Below are 18,893 nucleotides of genomic sequence, written 5' to 3'. Positions count from 1 at the left end.
ATTTAATTTTTCAGAAAGATTCAATATCAGTTCATTTAACCTTAATTATTTCATTTCTATTTAGTCAGGTTAATAATATTTTCTGGCAACAACATAACACTCCCAATGCCATCTTTCGGAACATTCTTAAGAAACAGCACTGGAATAATAGTATAGTTCTTAGCAAACGGTAACAAATTGGCTTTGCGAAGAAGTTCAGTTGTCAGTTGTTTGCCATTCTCTTGAGTTATCCACTTGCATTCGCCAACCAGCAGATACTTTTTGTCAAGCGATTCGGCTATAATATCGAACTCGACCTGTTCTGGCTTCTTATCCTCATTGAGAACAGAACCCCACCAGCGTTTTGCCTTGCCATAAACCACTCCATTGACAAGATTTCCTGTCACAGCATCCCGACACAGTTTTTCCCACTGCATACTCACATACTCAGAGAAATGAGCAGTCAAAGCCTGTTCTATGGGCAAACGACGTCCAAGCTCGATAAACGAGCGATTAGGAACAACAAATTGATAGTAGAATGCCATAAACGGATCGGCTATCTTGTAGAGGCTCTTTTTCGCATTCTTCTCATCAATACCGAACGGAACATCTTTTTCCAAGAATCCGAGATCGATAAGTTTCTTCAACGGACGCGACAGATTGGTTGCCGGCTCATTGCATCGTGCAGCAATCTCGGAAAGCCGATTTGCCCCAGTACCTATATAAGACATTATTGTCGAAGTCTTGACAATATCCTTGACATCATCTTGAAACAGTTTTATCGGCTCCTCATAAAGAGTCCCATTTACAGAAAGGATATTGCGCCACAAGGCATCATCAAGCGAGTTTCTGTTTTCCCTCAGTTCCCAATAACGAGGTACACCACCCCACACGGCATACTCTTCAATGGCACTCATCGCATCAAGGTTCAAAGCCTCCTGAATATACGGTAAACGTATCGGCGTAAGTCTCATTATCTCATCAGCACGACCATAGAGGGGTGCAGTAGAATCAAGGAAGAGCCCATACATCATATTTTGCGATGAACCGCAAAGCACAAGATTATACTTCAACTCTTTCTCATCAACAAGTTTCTGCAACACAGACGGCAGCTCAGGAGATTGCTCTACAAGATACGGAAATTCATCCAAACATAGAGTAAAACGTTTGCCTGTCCGATAATTGACCGCACGAAATATAGATTCCCAATCCGGATATGTCAGCTTATCAAAATCCGGAAGCACTTGTGCGATTACTTTTGCAAGCAATATCCTCTGGTATTGGCCTTCAGAACGGTCGGCGAGGAAATAAACATCCCTGTCCGACAACACCCTTTTGATAAGCGTTGACTTGCCCAATCGTCTGCGACCGTACATCACGACTAACGAGGACTTCTCTCTCGCAAGAGCATCTTTCAGTCGTGCAGTTTCATCTATTCTATCAACGAATTTCATATGCCTCATTCATTATGCAATGCAAACATAATGTTTTTTTAGCATAACACAAAATTTTGAACCAAGTATTTTCTGCATGGCAAAAGAATTTGATGTAAAATAATGTGTGATTGGGATTTATTTACTAATTTTGCATCGCTTTTGAGACAATATAAACATTAATAATGCAAAGAAACAGAATGAACATATTATCAATCACAACCGCAATTCAGAGCAATAAACGCACTGATTCTGTGTCGAGTGTTCATGTTTCACGCATTGAACCTCGTAGAGTAAATACTTTCCAGCGAACATAACGAGTACATTATTGTACTTTGAGAGAATAGAAATTGAATAGTTGGAGAGTCCTTACCAAACTTTCCAACTATTGTGTTTTATGCCCATTTGTGACAGTTGCCTTTGTGATGCTCTTCTGCCATTTCCGTCTGATGGGCTGTTAGTAACCGGATTATTAACGTGCAGTGATGCACATAAATTGAGAAGAAATGAACCTTTTGACTAAGCCGAATCCAATGAAACTCGTTTCAATTGGTGAGGCGGAAAAAAGCTGTGCGAAAGCAAACTACAAATTTGACGGCAGCAAGGTGTTTTTTACATCTGACACCCATTTTTATCATGGGAATATCATTCGTTTCTGTAACAGACCGTTCAAGGATGTAGAGATGATGAATGAAACTATCATCTCCAATTGGAATAATACAATCGGACAGGATGATATAGTTTTTCACTTGGGAGATTTTTGTCTTGGCGGTTCGGCCGAATGGAGTAAAATCCTTGACAGGTTGAACGGAAAGATATATCTGATTATGGGCAACCATGATTTGAAGAATATACGCCAAGGTTACATTGACAGATTTGAACATGTGGCAATGCAGATGCACATAGAAATCGGAAAGCAGAGGATATATCTGAATCATTATCCCTTTTTATGCTTTGATGGTGGATACAAGGATGTGTGGCAACTATTCGGACATGTTCACACAAGAAAGAACAACACCGGAATTGACGCTGCCCGGCTTCAATATCTCTATCCGACACAATACGATGTCGGAGTTGATAACAACAATTTTACACCTGTATCATTTGAACAGGTCAAAAGGATAATAACCAAACAAATAGAAAAAGGAGGACTGTAAAATGAAAATACAATATATGAGCGACCTGCATTTGGAGTTCAGTGATAACAGCAGGTGGCTAAAACATAATGAATTGCCTGTAACAGGCGATATTCTGGTGCTTGCCGGAGATATATTCTATCTGAAAAACGAAGTTGCGCCTTTGGCTAATTTATGGAAATGGGCATCTGAGAATTATCGTCAGGTGCTCATTGTACCCGGAAACCATGAGTATTACAATTATTGTGATGTGATGGATAAGGGATTGCAATGGAATTGGATGTTCAAGAAGAATGTAGGATATTATCAGAATCAGGTAGTGCGGATTGATGATACCGACTTTATCATGAGCACTTTATGGTCTAAGATTTCTCCATCTGACGAGTATTTTGTGTGGAAGGGCATGAACGACTTTCGGCAGATAATATATAATGGCAAATTGCTCCAGACAGAGGAATTCAATCAGATGCATACTTTCTGCTTGAATTTCATTAAGCGAAGTTTGATTGAGAGTACCGCAGAACATATTGTGGTGGTAACGCATCATCTTCCCACATTGGAGGTGGTCGCCCCTCATCATAAGGGTTCTGTGCTGAATAGTGCTTTTGCGACCGAGTTAGGCCAGCTTATAGCTGACAATCGTATTGATGCGTGGATTTATGGTCATTCGCATACCAACATTGATGCTGAGATAAACGGAACAAAGGTAGTTTGCAATCAGATGGGGTATGTTTTCCAAAATGAACATATCGCCAACGGTTTTGAGCCGGGCAAGTTCTTTGTTTTGTAGCAAATATCGGCTTGGTTGATATGCTTTAAGACCTCAATGTATCATATAGTAAACAAATAGTTCGGTTTTGCATATTATATGATATGTTGTGGTAAGTATTTTCAGTTATTCGAATTTTTCGAATAACTGAAAATACTGATTTTTACCATTACATAATTATCATAACGCAAACATCGTAATAATCACCCAGCATCCTCATTGTAAAGGGGTTTTCTTTTGGTCAGCATAACTTAACCTTACAGATTAAAACATTTTTCCACCAGAGTTTTCAAATACTCAGTCGTAAGATTTGCCAAACCAATTTGTTCTATATAGGCAAAGTCTGCATTCTTTTTATTTATCACAAATTTCCTTTCTACGCCATCAATGCTTGCCAGCAGATGGTAATTCCCTTTATAAGTTTGCTCAACACGCATATTGCTGATGGTGTGTTCATCGATTTCCATTGCAGCATCTTCGGCTTCGCATTCCCATTCGTCCCATGCTTTCAGGTGGTTGGCGATAGTTGACTCAACTCTGCCTATCCACGACTCCGATACCCCATTTTCAACTGCTATTGTACGGAATTGCTTCAATGAAGAAACAACATCTTTGATGATAGCATCGGGGCGACGAATTCCGTTATTACGGGCAAATTCAATAACATCCGAGCGTGTGATGTCATACAGTTTGGCTCGAATATACATGCAATGCTCCTTGTTCGGCAAATAACCGCCCCTGTCAATGATGTAGGTAATATCGTATGCAGGAGCAAGACGCCAGGCACCATCTTCATTCATAATAAATGAAAAGTTCTTGTTATGGTCGTCTGTGTTATTCGACAGAATATTGAAGACCATTCTTCGAAATACTTCCTGACAATCCGCATCAGGCAGACGGAGCTTACGGCAAACAGATATCAATTGCTCATAACTCTCTGCATCGGGATATATGGCAGCCAAAGTCTGTGTATGAATCTTTTTTCCACCATTACGATCAAACCGTCTGGTTAAAAAATGATTGTTTCCATCCACTGAATATAACTTTGAGGGCATCATATTGATACCTGCCATAGTTGCCAACTTATAATAAGTCATTTCTAATTCTGCCGAACAATATTCGGAGTTACCAAATTTGAGAAGATAATAGTCATATCCTTCCAAAGCTGCAATTTGACCGCTTCGTATCTCTCCTGTTTCTCTGTTTATTGCGATAATCGCTTTCGGCTGACGTCCCCCAGCGGATGTACCTACAGTCAACAAAGATTGCATGGTTATGGACTCCTCCGGCATAATACGGGCATTCTCCCTTTCTACGAAAATGCGTTTTGCCAAATCTGCCAACGACTTGACATCTATCTTTTCTATTCGGCGCTCCCTGTTAGTTTCCGGAATAAATTCTAACGCTCCCATTCCTCGTCTGCCTATAAACGAGAGCTTATCCAACGGATTTATCTCTGAATTGGATATTTTTTGCTGCTGCCGCCATAAATCAAACAATTGGTTACCCCAGGCATCAGGCAATGAATCTGCGACAAATGCCGGAAGCTTCTGGTAAATCTTGGCATCTTCACCCCAAACAGGCAACAGCCCTCTGGTACCATCAACAGGTGCAACCAAAGGGGATATATTCAATCCTTTTCTGATAAAATCGGGATTATATGTGAAATAAGAAAGATGTCGGCGTTCATCCCAAGCCAAACGACCAATTTCTTCTTCCCAAAGTATTATTTTTAACGACTTCATCATATCTGTATGTCTTATTTAGAGTGTCTGATTCGTTGCGCTTTTTTCTCATTTTCACGCATAAGATAAGGCGATTCGGGCAATTCCGGCAAAATATCGTCTAAAGAATTAATCTGACCGACGACCTTCAACAAGAGAATAAATGTTGACAATGAAAGGTTGCCTGCCGTGCCATTTTCAAACTTGTGTATGGTAGTAAGCCCGACACCTGAAAGTTCCGACACTTCTTTTTGTGTCAGATTGCACCGCATTCTATATTCCTTAAAACGAGTACCCAACATGCGTACCAGTTCGGGAGTGGAGTATTCAAACAAATCTTTCATATTTATATATCACTATACTGATGATTAAATACTATATATTGATATTATATTCACTATATTGATATTTACAATACAAAAGTAGTAATATGTTTTGAAATAGCCAACGAATGCGCATAATTATTGGCTTGCCAAAAGAAAAAGATACTCAACTTGACTTTAATGACCGTTTTATATACACGGGCAATAAAGTCAAGTCAAACAGAGGGAAAAGGAAGATTTACCCGACTGATTTTTCTTTTCGCCAGCAATCGGTATAAGTCACTTCGTATTCAATCTTGGAGAAATAATCTGCGGTATAATCACAACATAATAACAGATGAAACACCTTACAACATCTTTCGTAAATATCATTGAAAGACTTACAAAATTACACCCAAAAATCACCTTTTTTATCAAAGTCTTCTCATTTGTTTTCTTGTACCGGAAAAACGCATTATCTTTGCAAAAGTTCAGCGCAGAAAAAGGAGCAAAATCAGACTTTTATACCATTTAAGTTTCAAACTATTGGTAATCAATTAGTCTAATATGCTGCATCGGGAAGTAAATCCATTCTATCAACGATTACCATAAATATTATAGTTATGAAAAAATGTAGAATCACCGTTATGAGGATAGCTTGTTATCCAGATTTGATGGCGAAGTATGAGAATCCCATGGAACACGCTTGTGATATGAAAGAAGGCCAAATTTTTATAGCTAATGGGTGGAAGAAACCTGAAAGTATGTGCGATAGTGCTTGGGAGAGTATGTCTTCCTTTGTAATGGCTTTAGCGCATGGTGGTGGTAATTTTTATAATGGGTGGATGAAAAATGAGAAGTCTGCCATGATATCGTGCAATGACGGTTTTCGTCCTGTTAGTTTTTTTATTGAGGCATTGGAGGAAGAGGCTGATTGAGTTTTTTCCTGTAAAAATATTTATAAATGGATTTTGAAACAAAACTGTCCCAACGCATCGGTATGGACGATATTCATGAAATAGTCCTGCTTGTCGAGCATGATGATCGTCAAAAGCAAAGGCTATATGATTTGGTTATCGGGGATGACGAGACAATAGGCTATCATGCGGCTTGGATTTTTACTCATGTTTCCTCAAAAAGTAACGAGTGGTTGTATGTCAAGCAGGATGAACTGATAGATGAAGTGCTGAGCTGCAAGCACGGGGGAAAGCGGAGGGTAATTCTTAATTTGCTTTATAAACAGCCGCAGGCTAATCCGCCAAGGGTTGATTTTCTTGATTTTTGTTTGGAAAAGATGATATCTCGTCAAGAATTGCCGGGCGTGAGGTCTCTTTGCTTGAAATTAGCTTATGAATTATGCCGTCCTATTCCTGAATTGATGCAAGAGTTGAAAATGGTGCTTGAAATAATGGAACCAGATTGCGAGCCATCTATGAGAACTGTCCGAAAGAATATTCTGAAAGCTATAAGTAAAGAGAAAAAATTATAAACGAGTGTTTCTTGTCGAGGATTCAGATAGCGGGAGATTATATATTAATATCTTATTCTCTAAATAAACCTACTATAAGGGGAGGTGGACAGTTGTGTCTGTTGTAAGTCGATTAAAAAGAGTTATATTTGTGAATATCAAATTAAAAGTTTTGCCATGTTAAATTTTGATTTTCATAATTTGTTGGATTGGAAGCAGTTTCAACGTCTGATTTGTGATGTCCTTGAAATTCGAGAGAAAGGATTAACGTTTACAACCTATGGACCAGGTAAAGATGGGGGGATCGATATTAGATGTACGAATTCCGATTTGAACATTATAGGGCAAACTAAACTTTTAGATCCTCGTAATTATAATAGGCTAAAAACAGAATTAAAAAAGGAGGTTGTTAAATGTAAACAACGTAATCCGGATCGATACATTTTGGCAATCAGTATGAGTTTGAGTCCTGATAAAGCTACAGAGATATTAGATATGTTTGGCGGGTATATTAAAAATGAAGAAGATATTATTGACAGAGAAAAATTGAATAAATATCTTGATAAACCTGAATATGCTAGGCTAAAAAGAACTTATTCTAGCTTGTTAGTTCCTGATCTAACTTACGTGGAAAATATTATTGAAAATATTATAAATCGAAGATTTTATAATAAAACAAAAGAAGAGTTGGATTTTATCAAGGATTATCGTAGTCTTTACTATAATACAGGGCAGTATTGTCAGGCTCTAAAAAAAGTTAAAGAGGAGAGAATTGTCATATTAACAGGTAATCCGGGAGTGGGTAAATCGACGACAGCTAGGATGATAATACAACAGCTGTTGCCAGAAAAATGGGATAATATATTTGCTTTATATCATGCATTTGATATTGATGAAGTGATGGATTGTAATAAGAAACAATTATTCTTTATTGATGATTTTTGGGGATCTCAATTTGATAAGCAAATTTGGAATCGTGATGATTTGAAACGTTTCGTACGAATTATAGAAAGGATACGGAAAAGTCCCAATCATTATTTGATCTTAACCTCTCGGACATATATCATTGATTCGATATTGAATAAGGCGGAGATTGACCTTAAAGAACTTTTAAGGTTGAGAAATTATACATTATCAATAGAGGAATATAGTTTGGAGGATAGGGCAAAGATATTTTTGAATCATTTGTTGTTTTATAATTGTGGACGTGAATACCTTGAATATCTGCGGTATAATGATTTGTTAAATAGATTATTAAGTCATCCCAATTATTCTCCAAGGCATATCGAATATTTTATGAATTACGTGTATAATATAAAAGTTGATAGTTGTTATGCGTTTTACAAGGAATTTCAACATTATTTGGACAAACCTTATGATTATTGGGAAGAAATATTTCGTCTTCAAACTAGTGATGCACGGTTAATATTATTGTTAATGCTTATTTCTAGTGATCCGATCGAAATAGGAGATTTAAGAAAAGCTTTTAAAAGAACAGAGAAATTAACTCGTTCGGAACTTAATTTAAATACAGAACTTTTAGAATTCGATGAACAGATAAAGGTTTTGGAAGAATTATTTATTATAACTAATCAAGATCCTTATACAGGAGAAATTTGGTTGTCATTCCGAAGTCCAGGAATCAAGGATTACTTGTTAGAATACCTGAGAAAAAATATAGAATCTTGGGGTGAAGTTCTAATAAAGGGGGCGGAATTTTTTAATCAGTTGTATTATGTGTTTAGTACCTACGAGGATAACATTGATGATACCTCGGCAGATATATGTTTATTTGGGGAAAAAATTATTTTGCCAACTGATTTGCAGAAGATCTTAAAAAATAAAATATTGTCAGAATTTGACCATCTTAATTTTAGTACAAATGATTTCAGTGAAGTGGCAGATACGTTTACACGTGCTCATAATAGTGCAGAAACAGAATACATGAAATATTTGATCTTGATGAGGTTGTTTGATATAGAAGAGGTGGATAATAATGAGGTGCTGGATTTCGTTTTGGAACGGGTACGTAAAGATATCATAGGTTTTGATGGAACGCGAAAAGTTGTGTGTAAAGATTCGATGTCGCGTTTCCCTTGTGTTATTAAAGATTTAAAACCTTTTCTGAAGTTAAATCCATACGATGTTCTTGCGATATATCATCATAGTATCACTTTTGCGATGGAGTACAATTATTTTTACGAGTTTAGAGATATTTTTCCGGAAGAGTTTGAGCACTATTACCATGAACATATTAAGATGATTAGAAAGCATCTCCGGGTACTAATTCTAGATGATATAGAATATTATTATGATGACGAGGGTATAGGAGAAGAATTGGATGATTTATTATATTGCATAGATGGATTCAAGAAGCAGTATGGAATTAGATTGAACAGTGAATTTATTCAGAAAATGGAAGAGGCATTGGAAATGCCTGGTTATTTTGATGAACGCAAAGAAAAAAGAGGAAGGTATAAATCTCGCAAACAAAATATAAAACAAGAAAGATATGTTCCTTCATTTTCGGATAAAATGATTTCTACTTACTTGGGAGATAAATATGAATCAGGCGTGTCGCCTGAAAAATTGATTAAAACTTATTGTCAGAATAAACAGATAAAGAATAGATTACTTCTGGAAATAAAAAAGGAGGATTCATTTATATCTAGTTTTGTTGATAATACTCCTTCAATGATTGAGATGATCGATTTTGTTTGTAATGCAAATGTAGAGTTTGAGAACATTTCGAGATATACTTTTTTCGAGCGTTTTGTTGAATATTGTAGTGAAAAATACAATATTGATTGGAGAACGATTCAAAAAGTACTTCCGAGAATGCTATTAGAGTGTTATTATGAAAATATACATTCTCGTGAAAATATGTATTATACAGATATTCAGATTAAAGAGCGTTTAAAGCGTTTTGGTATGGAGGTACCTGATCCAGATATACTTTATCCATTGATTATTCCTGAAAAAAGTTGGTACACTTTTTTGAATTTTGATTTAATCATTTATTTTCTTTCACTTGCCTTAAAGCAGGAGAAAGACGAAAGCGAGTATAAAGAAACCATTGTAGATATTTGTTCTAATGGAGAACGACTTTTGGGGACCTTTATTCAAGAAGCAGATGCAGACCGTTTTCGAGAGAAAATATTAAAACCTGAAATGGAGCGTTTTTTTAACGCCCTGAATTTGAAATCTCCACGTGCTTTGGTTCTGTCTTTTTTGCGTTTCTTTAATCCGTCTATTAATTTTGTTTGGAAGAAAAAGCAAAAATCGTTTGAGAAAGAGGGAGGAGCTAGTAAAGAGTGTTTTATACAAGAATTATTTTGTCTGTTAGGGATTATCTCTGAAGCATGTGAATGGGAGGTGGATTCTTTTTTCTATGGAGAAATTTATTGGAATCCAGATTCAGAAAAATGCAAAATGTATAAGAATGGATACCCGGAACTGTATCAAAAACTTTTGCAGACGTTAGGTTTGTTGAATGATAAAGGTATACCTGTAAAGAGTACGGATAAAATTTTCAAGTTGAATATCTATAAATTTGCTAATGAAAAAGGAAATTACCGCTTATTACAAAATGTGGGGATGGAAGATTTTATTTTAAATTTGTATGCTCGTATAAAGCAAAAATTTAATGCTTTTTTAGATGCAAACGATCATAAAGATCTCTTGTAGATGGTGATTTTGAATCAATAGACTTAATTATGTGGGTAATAGTATGATTTTTTTTTCATGAATAGATAAAGACCACCTTAATTTCCTAGTAATCCCAAAGTAATACTATCTCTTGTCGCTTACAACCTACTTACACGACCGCTACAGCAAGGTTGGGAATGGGGGAGGTAAGTGGGTTGATTCTGGGGTATAATTGTCATGAGGTAGTTTTACCGTGGGATTACTTTGGGATGATGGTAGTTTTCCTCTTTTAAAGAAGTTTTGTCGGAATACAAATATCAACGATGTGTTTCTTTGGGGGGGATCGTTATGGTATGGTTCATAAGTACACCCGTTTCCCTGCTGGTAACCGCTTTCGGTGAACCTGTGGCACCTGGTGTGCCATGCCTTCTGGAATTTATCTGTTCTTGCTAATTTTATCTGTATGGAATCCTACTTGTACGGAGAATTTTATTAACTTGCGACGTTTTAGTGAAATGATGTTATTTCTCGTGCTTATGAGTAAACGTATTGTTCAATTCGGTAGTAAGTTGCACTTTTCTCGTTGGAACAGAAAGGGGTATGCTATTTTTGCCTCGCTGGGACGGGAGGTGCGGATTGGTACGTTGGCAATTCATATTTGCGAGATGTCATTGCAGAAATCATCGAGGAAGGGCGTGATCGTGAACTTGTCGGAAGTGTTCGAGCGGCTTGTCAGGTTGTTCGAGGGATACGAGGAGAAAGTGGTACAGGCGTGTCGCGTGTCGTCGCCGAGTCGGGTGGATGCAGGTTGTATAAATAGGTATTTGAATATTAATGTATAGGAAAGGTATGTCCGTTTTTTGAATGGAGATACCTTTTTTAATTGAAATGGAGAATTGAAAATGACGGGATTGATCGAGGAATTGAAACGAAAGGTTTTCGAGGGAGGACAGATCACGAGGGAAGAGGCAATGGCTTTGGCGAACGTGGCGGATAAGCAGGCGTTGTACGGGGCTGCGGGGGAGATTCGGGATCGTTTTGCGGGACGGTATTTTGACACGTGTTCGATCGTGAATGCACGGTCGGGACGGTGTTCGGAGAATTGTAAATGGTGCGCGCAGTCGGCGGTGTTTAAAACACACGTGCAGGAGTACGAGTTGATTGATGAGGAGAGTTGCGTGGAGCTTGCCTGGTTGAACGCGAAGTACAAGGTGAACAAGTTCTCGTTCGTGACGAGCGGGCGTTCGTTGTCGGATAAGAATATCGATCGTTTGTGCAGGTACGCGAGGAGAATCAAGGGGGAGATGGAGATTAACTTGTGTGCCTCCATGGGGTTGTTGAATAAAGAACAATTGCGTAAGTTAAAAGAAGCAGGTATAACACGCTACCATTGTAATTTGGAGTCATCCCGCAGATTCTTTGCCACGTTGTGTTCGTCACACACGATAGACGAAAAGATTCAGACGATCCGTTACGCGCAAGAGCTCGGGATGGAAGTTTGCTCCGGGGGAATTATCGGTATGGGCGAAACGATGGAAGACCGGGTGGACCTTGCTTTGGCGGTACGTGAATTAGGCGTGAAGTCGATACCGATGAACGTGTTGAACCCGATACCGGGTACGCCTCTCGAGAGTACGGATCCACTGGCAGATGAAGAAGTATTGACAACGGTTGCGGTCTTCCGTTTTATTAATCCTGATGCCTTTTTGCGGTTTGCCGGGGGACGTGTACTGATCGCCCATATCGAGGAAGAGGCTATACGAGCCGGGATAAATTCAGCGATACTGGGTGATATGCTGACTACGGTGGGCTCAAAAGTGATGGAGGATATGGAGAAGGTGAAGAGAATGGGATTTACAATTGAGAAATAAACTTTTAATTTTATAAAGGTGAATACGGCAGAATTATTGGAATTTGACAAGGAGCATTTGTGGCATCCTTACACTTCGACGGTAAACCCGCTTCCGGTGTATCCGGTGAAAAGGGCGGAAGGTGTCTATATCGAGCTGGAGGACGGTACACGGCTGATTGACGGGATGTCGTCATGGTGGTGTGCCGTACACGGGTATAATCATCCGGCATTGAACGCGGCTATGGAGGGACAGTTGAAGAATATGTCTCACGTGATGTTCGGGGGATTGACGCATCGTCCGGCGGTGGAGTTGGCGGAGAAGCTGGTGGAAATGACCCCGGCGGGGATCGACAAAATATTCTATTGTGATTCCGGTTCAGTTGCCGTGGAGGTTGCCATGAAAATGGCTTTGCAATACTGGTATGCTGCCGGGAGAGAGGAGAAGCGTAACTTTCTGACGATCATGAAGGGATATCACGGTGACACGTGGAATGCCATGTCCGTGTGCGACCCGGTGACGGGGATGCATAGTATTTTCCGGGGTACATTGCCCATGCAGTATTTTGTACATCGCCCGGAAGTGCGTTATGGGGAGGTGTGTTTGCCGGAACATATAGAGGAATTCAAGCAATGCCTTCGTAATAATCATAACCGTATTGCAGCCGTGATACTGGAACCGGTTGTACAGGGTGCCGGGGGAATGTGGTTCTACTCGGCGGATTATCTGCGTCAGGTGCGGGAGTTGTGTAATGATTATGATGTGTTGCTCGTCTGTGATGAGATTGCGACCGGTTTTGGGCGGACGGGAAAGATGTGGGGGGTAGACCATGCGGGGATTGTGCCGGACATCATGTGTGTCGGTAAGGCGATCACGGGTGGGTACATGAGTTTTGCCGCCACGATGACGACGGAAAAAGTTGCGACTCAAATATGCTCGAAAGACCCGGGCGTGTTCATGCACGGTCCCACGTTCATGGGTAACCCGATGGCGTGTGCCGTGGCGAATGCTTCGTTGGATTTGATCCGGGGGTACGATCTTGCCGGGATGATCGGGCGGATCGAGAGTCAATTACGGCAGGAATTATTGCCTGCACTGGAATTTGCGAACGTGGCGGATGTACGTGTACTTGGGGCTATTGGAGTTGTTGAGTTAAAGGAACCCGTGAATATGGGAGTGATGCAGGCGGCTTTCGTGAGAGAGGGGGTATGGATTCGTCCTTTCGGACGGTTGGTGTACGTGATGCCACCGTTTATAATCCGGGAGGAGGAGTTGACGAAGTTGACGTCTGCATTGCTGCACGTGATTTCTTACTTCAAGTAATTTACAATTGAAAATGAATTTCTCCATCAGCTTTGCTGACACCTCCTCTATAAACAGAGGAGATGCAGAAGACTCTTGCCAAAGGTGGTGAGTATTTTAGCTTGGTAATTTTGCTAAAGGCGAAAAACATGAATAGAGAACGATATAGTAATAAGTTAGATAAAATCAAGGAATTTGGGAATTACCGGATGTTGCGGGAGGTGCAGCATAACGGTTTTCTGATTCATTATAACGATCGGGAGATGTTGAATCTTTCGTCGAATGATTACCTGGGATTGTCTTCCAATCCGACATTATACGAGGAATTCCGGAAGGAAACGGATATGAAATTATTAAGTTTCAGTGCCGTGTCTTCCCGGTTGTTGTCGGGAAATCACGAGTATTACACGCTGTTGGAGGATGATTTGAAGGATTTGTACGGAAAGGAGGCCGCGTTAGTGCTCAATTCGGGGTATCACGCGAATATCGGGATACTGCCGGCGTTGGCAGGGAAGCGGGATTTGATCGTGGCGGATAAATTGGTGCACGCGAGTATTATCGACGGTTTGCGTTTGAGTGAGGCAGAGATGTTGCGTTACCGCCACTTGGATTACGATCACTTGCGGGAGATTCTGTTCAATCACCGGGAAGAATACGAGAACGTGTTTATCGTGACGGAATCGATATTCAGCATGGATGGAGACGTGGCGGATTTGCAGGAGTTGTGCGACTTGAAGAAGGAGTACGATGCTTTCCTGTATGTCGACGAGGCTCATGCCGTGGGAGTGCGGGGCACGAATGGATTGGGGTGTTGCGAGGAACAAGGATGTGTTGATGATATTGATTTTATCGTGGGTACTTTCGGGAAAGCGTTCGCCTCTTATGGAGCTTTCGTGGTTTGTGACGAACTTTTCCGGGATTACCTGGTCAACACGCAGCGGAGTTTGATTTTCACAACGGCATTGCCCCCGGTGAATGTGGCATGGACACGTTTTGTGCTGAACCGGATGCCGGACTTTTTCCCTTTCCGTTTGAAATTGACTGAAATTGCAGAGCGTTTGCGGGCTACATTGAAGGAACGGGGATTCGAAACACGGGGAAACTCGCATATAGTGCCTTTCCTGTGCGGGTCGAACGAGAATAGTGTTTATATGTCTGAATTGTTTCAGGATAATGGTTTCTTTGTACTTCCCGTGAGATACCCGACGGTGCCCAAGAACGAGGCGCGTATCCGTTTCTCGTTAAATGCCGCGATACCGGAAGAAGATTACGATTGTTTGATGGAGTTGATAGAAGTGAGTTTATAAATTTGCTAAAGGCAAAAATTATGCGAAGAGAGTGGATTGCCAAAGAAGGGGGACGGTGCTTGACTTTATTTTTCAACGGGTGGGGTATGGACGAACGTGCCGTGCAACATTTGGCAGGAACGGGTGACGTGTTGATGTTCTATGATTATCGGGATATAGCGGGGGAAGAAGCTCCACGAACAGAGGGATACGAGGAAGTGCGGGTGGTGGCATGGTCTATGGGAGTATGGGCGGCATCGGTGTTATTGAGCCGTTGGGCGCTTCACGTGGATTACCGGGTAGCGATTAATGGAACGGAACGTCCCGTGGACGAGTGTTACGGGATTCAACTGAAGGTTTATCTACTGACGGAACGGGGTATGGATGAGCGGGGAAGGAATAAGTTTTTTGCACGGATGCTTGCCGGGAAAGAAGAAATGGTGAAATTCGAGGCAAATAAGCCTCGTAGAGAGTTGAACGAGCAGGTGGAGGAGTTACGGGTTATCCGGGAACAATCGGGGCTTATAAGACCGGAAATACGGTGGAATAAAGCTTACGTGTTTGCCGGAGATGTCATTTTTCCGGCGGAAAACCAACGAAACTGGTGGAATGGAAGATGTGAGGTGGTGAATCTGGAAGGGGGGCATTATCCGTTTTACGTGTTGGATAACTGGGAGATAATATAGAATTATGGAGATAAACAAGGAGAAAGTACGGAAGCATTTCCGGCGGAGCATGGGGAGTTATGATGAGAATGCCCGGGTACAGAAGGTTGTTGTCGAGCGATTGTGCCCTATGGCGACGAAGGCGTTGAGGCATAAGCCCCGGAAGATTTTGGAAGTGGGATGCGGAACGGGATTGTTGACCGCATTGTTGAGGAAGGCTTTCCCGGATAGTGAGTTGCACGTGAATGATTTGGTGGAGGATTTGTGTTATAGGGCGGCTGTTGCCAACGGGATTCCGAAGGAATGTTGTTTCGCGGGCGATATAGAACGGGTTGAACTTCCCGGGAGATATGATCTTGTGGTTTCGGCTTCAACCTTCCAGTGGTTTACTGATCCGGTTGCAACTTTTAGAAAGTTCGCGGATAGCTTGAATGAAGATGGTTGCATGGTATTTAGTTCTTTTGGGAAGCATAATTTACGTGAAATTCGAGAAACTACTGGTGGCGGTTTGGCGTATCGCACGAAAGAGGAGTTGCGGGAGTTGTTGAATTCTTGTTTTGATGTGGAGTGGATGGAAGAAGAATTCCACGTGTTGGAATTTGATAATCCTTTGTTGGTATTGCAGCACTTGAAGAGAACGGGCGTGAATGTGTCGGCAGATCATTCCGTGTGGACGAAAGGACGGGTAAATGCTTTTATTGGCGACTATAATGCCCGTTTTGCAACAGGAGGTAAAGTACCTTTAACGTATCATCCGCTTTATTTCGTGTGCAGGAGGAAACAATTGAAAATAAAAGAAGCATTGGCAAGTGGGGAGAAATCTAAAATTGAAATCTAAAATTAGAATGGTTTATTTTGTTAGTGGAATAGATACAGATGCCGGGAAGTCGGTGGTAACCGGGTTACTGGCTCGCTCTTTGAAGCGGAAAGGGGTAAACGTGATTACCCAAAAGTTTATTCAGACTGGATGCCGGGGTATATCGGAAGATATATTGAAACATCGGGAGATCATGGGGATCGAGCCGCGGGTGGTAGACGAGGACGGGACGACTTGTCCTTACGTGATGACTTATCCGGCTTCTCCGCATTTGGCGGCAGAGATTGATAAGGTGACACTCGATATGAGGCGGATCACAGGAGCCTCTAGGAAGTTGGAAATGATGTATGATGTCGTGTTGTTGGAGGGTGCTGGGGGATTGTACGTACCCGTGACCCGTGACTATTTCACGATAGATTACGTGTGTGAACAAAAACTTCCGTTGATATTGGTAACTTCTTCTAAATTAGGGAGTATTAATCATACATTGATGAGTCTTGAATTGTGTCGGGCACGGGGAATTGAGTTGGCTTGTCTGGTGTACAATCGTTTCCCGAATGACAGCGAATGGATCACGAATGATTCGATCACGATATTCAGGCAATATTTGAAAGAGCATTTTCCGATGACGGCATTGATTGAAGTTCCCGTGGTACATGGGACGGATTACCCGGACGTGGATGTTAGTGTCTTGGAGGGAAGAAAATGAGAAAATTGGAACTACTTTCTCCGGCGAAAAATGCCGACGTGGCGATTGCCGCGATCAATAACGGGGCGGATGCCGTGTATATCGGCGGACCTGCTTTTGGAGCACGGCAAGCGGTTGGCAATTCTTTGGAAGAGATAGAACGGGTGGTACGGTACGCTCATCGTTTCTATTGCAGGGTGTTCGTGACGTTGAACACGATACTCTATGATAACGAGCTGGCGGAAGTGGAACGTTTGATTCGTGATCTGTACCGGATAGAGGTGGATGCTATCATCGTGCAAGATCCGGCAATACTGAAACTGGATATACCGCCTATTGCCTTGCACGCCAGCACGCAAATGCATAATTACGATTTGGAAAGAATCAAGTTTCTCGATCGGTTGGGATTCCAGCGTATCGTGTTGGCAAGGGAGCTTTCGTTGGAACAGTTGAAAACGATTCGGCGAGAGGTGAAGGCGGAGTTGGAATATTTTGTGCATGGCGCCTTGTGTGTTAGTTTAAGCGGACAATGTTATATGTCTTGTTATCTGACAGGAAGGTCTGCTAACCGGGGCGAGTGTGCCCAAGCTTGCCGGATGCGGTGGACGGTGGAAGACAGTGATGGGAAAGTGTTGGTGAAGGATAAGTATGTGCTTTCATTGAAAGATTTAAATTTATCCGCTTATCTGAGTGATTTAGTGGATATTGGAATCGATTCGTTTAAGATAGAGGGGCGCTTGAAAGAGGCGGATTATGTGGCGAATGTCACGAATTATTATTCTTCCCGTTTGGACGAGATTGTAGCCCGTCGGGAGGGGATGTCCCGTGTGGGTAACGGGTATTCGAGAGTGGGATTTGAGGCTGACCCGGAAAGGAGTTTCAACCGGGGGTACACGGATTATTTTGTCAAAGGGCGGAAGGCCGGAATGGTGAACATGGATAGCCCGAAATCCATGGGGAAAAAGGTAGCCGTGGTGAAACAAGTTCGGGGGAATGTGCTATCGGTAGAACCTTTGGAAACGATACACAACGCTGACGGGTTGTGTTATTTTGATGGGAGAGAATTGCGGGGAATAAAGGTGAACACGGCGGAAGGTGGTCGGTTGACGTGTAATGAAAAGGTGAATGTCGCACCGGGTACTATCTTGTACAGGAATTACGATCACGAGTTTGTAACTCGTTTGTCTAAAGCTGTTTCTGCCCGTAATATTAAAGTGAAAATTGATGTGTACACGAAGAATAATCATCTTGTATTTGTGGCGACAGACGAGGCGGGTATTTCCGTGACACTGAAAAGTGAGGAGTCGTTCGAGGAAGCGACCAACCCGAATCAAGCGGAACGCGTTGTCGGGCAATTAGGCAAGAGCGGGAATACGCATTATGATTGTTGCCCGGTAGAATATCTCGGGGATACGATACTTTTTGTCCCGTCCTCAGTAGTAAACACGTATCGGGGGCGTTTGTTGGATTTACTGACCGAAGAACGGGAGAAGCAGCGGGAACGCTGGGTGCAATCTCCTTTGAACGGGGACGCTTTGTACGTCGGACAACCGGATTGGCGATTGAACGTGGTCAACCAACTTTCCTCGGAATTTTACCGGGAGCATGGGACTGACACGCCGGAGGATGGTTTTGAGGTAGGGAAAAACCGTTCGGGCAAAGAGGTGATGACGACACGCTACTGCTTGTTGTTCGAGTTGGGAATGTGCCGCAAGTCGGGTAAGGATAAGGCTTTGAGGTTTCCCCTGTACCTCTCCAACAACTTGGGCAGATTCCGGCTCGAGTTTGATTGTGAACGTTGTTTTATGAAGGTGATCTCGTTGTAA

Annotated in this window: 16 protein-coding genes; 13 read left to right on the top strand and 3 right to left on the bottom strand. The window is 41.5% G+C overall.

Translation table 11 applies throughout. The features are described 5' to 3' along the window. Window positions 1–56: 56 nt before the first annotated feature. Window positions 57–1,433 (bottom strand): ATP-binding protein, encoded by a 1,377-nt coding sequence (locus A3CY_RS0103390; protein WP_018336491.1) that lies wholly within the window; start codon window positions 1,431–1,433, stop codon window positions 57–59. A gap of 512 nt (window positions 1,434–1,945) precedes the next feature. Here A3CY_RS0103390 and A3CY_RS0103385 point away from each other — a divergent pair. Then, window positions 1,946–2,569 carry a metallophosphoesterase gene (locus A3CY_RS0103385; RefSeq protein ID WP_051082701.1) on the top strand — a complete coding sequence of 208 codons (624 nt, stop codon included), beginning with the start codon at window positions 1,946–1,948 and terminating at the stop codon, window positions 2,567–2,569. Window position 2,570: 1 nt separating this feature from the next. Then, window positions 2,571–3,338, top strand: coding sequence for a metallophosphoesterase (locus A3CY_RS0103380; RefSeq protein ID WP_026207257.1), 768 nt, complete (start codon window positions 2,571–2,573; stop codon window positions 3,336–3,338). Window positions 3,339–3,574: 236 nt separating this feature from the next. Here A3CY_RS0103380 and A3CY_RS0103375 read toward each other — a convergent pair whose 3' ends face one another. Together A3CY_RS0103375 and A3CY_RS0103370 are read right to left on the bottom strand one after the other, a co-directional pair. After that, complete coding sequence (locus tag A3CY_RS0103375) at window positions 3,575–5,065, bottom strand: type II toxin-antitoxin system HipA family toxin (protein ID WP_026207256.1); 1,491 nt, start codon at window positions 5,063–5,065, stop codon at window positions 3,575–3,577. Between the two features lie 11 nt (window positions 5,066–5,076). Beyond that, window positions 5,077–5,385, bottom strand: coding sequence for a helix-turn-helix domain-containing protein (locus A3CY_RS0103370; RefSeq protein WP_013612025.1), 309 nt, complete (start codon window positions 5,383–5,385; stop codon window positions 5,077–5,079). Between the two features lie 581 nt (window positions 5,386–5,966). On the opposite strand from A3CY_RS0103370, the gene A3CY_RS0103360 reads away from it, so the two are divergent. From A3CY_RS0103360 to A3CY_RS0103310, 11 genes are all read left to right on the top strand, one after another. Next, window positions 5,967–6,281, top strand: a complete 315-nt coding sequence (locus A3CY_RS0103360) for a TIGR04076 family protein (protein ID WP_026207255.1) — start codon at window positions 5,967–5,969, stop codon at window positions 6,279–6,281. Between the two features lie 26 nt (window positions 6,282–6,307). After that, entirely contained in the window at window positions 6,308–6,832 is a 525-nt protein-coding gene (locus A3CY_RS0103355) for a hypothetical protein (protein WP_018336485.1), read from the top strand. A gap of 156 nt (window positions 6,833–6,988) precedes the next feature. Next, window positions 6,989–10,498: an nSTAND3 domain-containing NTPase gene (locus A3CY_RS0103350; protein ID WP_018336484.1), complete on the top strand. Its 3,510-nt coding sequence runs from the start codon at window positions 6,989–6,991 to the stop codon at window positions 10,496–10,498. Between the two features lie 497 nt (window positions 10,499–10,995). Further along, on the top strand, window positions 10,996–11,301 hold the full coding sequence (locus tag A3CY_RS0103345) for a hypothetical protein (protein WP_155828165.1): 306 nt from the start codon (window positions 10,996–10,998) through the stop codon (window positions 11,299–11,301). A gap of 60 nt (window positions 11,302–11,361) precedes the next feature. Beyond that, entirely contained in the window at window positions 11,362–12,330 is a 969-nt protein-coding gene (gene bioB / locus A3CY_RS23230) for a biotin synthase BioB (RefSeq protein WP_018336482.1), read from the top strand. 18 nt (window positions 12,331–12,348) lie between these two features. Beyond that, window positions 12,349–13,632, top strand: a complete 1,284-nt coding sequence (gene bioA / locus A3CY_RS23225; protein ID WP_018336481.1) for an adenosylmethionine--8-amino-7-oxononanoate transaminase — start codon at window positions 12,349–12,351, stop codon at window positions 13,630–13,632. Window positions 13,633–13,760: 128 nt separating this feature from the next. Beyond that, window positions 13,761–14,918 (top strand): aminotransferase class I/II-fold pyridoxal phosphate-dependent enzyme, encoded by a 1,158-nt coding sequence (locus tag A3CY_RS0103330; protein WP_026207252.1) that lies wholly within the window; start codon window positions 13,761–13,763, stop codon window positions 14,916–14,918. A gap of 20 nt (window positions 14,919–14,938) precedes the next feature. Next, complete coding sequence (locus A3CY_RS20115) at window positions 14,939–15,583, top strand: DUF452 family protein (RefSeq protein WP_018336479.1); 645 nt, start codon at window positions 14,939–14,941, stop codon at window positions 15,581–15,583. Between the two features lie 4 nt (window positions 15,584–15,587). Next, window positions 15,588–16,400: a malonyl-ACP O-methyltransferase BioC gene (gene bioC / locus A3CY_RS20110; RefSeq protein ID WP_018336478.1), complete on the top strand. Its 813-nt coding sequence runs from the start codon at window positions 15,588–15,590 to the stop codon at window positions 16,398–16,400. A 7-nt stretch (window positions 16,401–16,407) separates the two neighbouring features. Further along, window positions 16,408–17,088: a dethiobiotin synthase gene (gene bioD / locus A3CY_RS0103315; protein ID WP_018336477.1), complete on the top strand. Its 681-nt coding sequence runs from the start codon at window positions 16,408–16,410 to the stop codon at window positions 17,086–17,088. Further along, complete coding sequence (locus A3CY_RS0103310) at window positions 17,085–18,893, top strand: peptidase U32 family protein (protein ID WP_018336476.1); 1,809 nt, start codon at window positions 17,085–17,087, stop codon at window positions 18,891–18,893. The genes bioD and A3CY_RS0103310 overlap by 4 nt, the downstream gene beginning before the upstream one ends.

The organism is Butyricimonas synergistica DSM 23225 (assembly GCF_000379665.1).
Lineage (GTDB): Bacteria > Bacteroidota > Bacteroidia > Bacteroidales > Marinifilaceae > Butyricimonas > Butyricimonas synergistica.
This window is presented reverse-complemented; position numbering and strand designations above follow the sequence as displayed.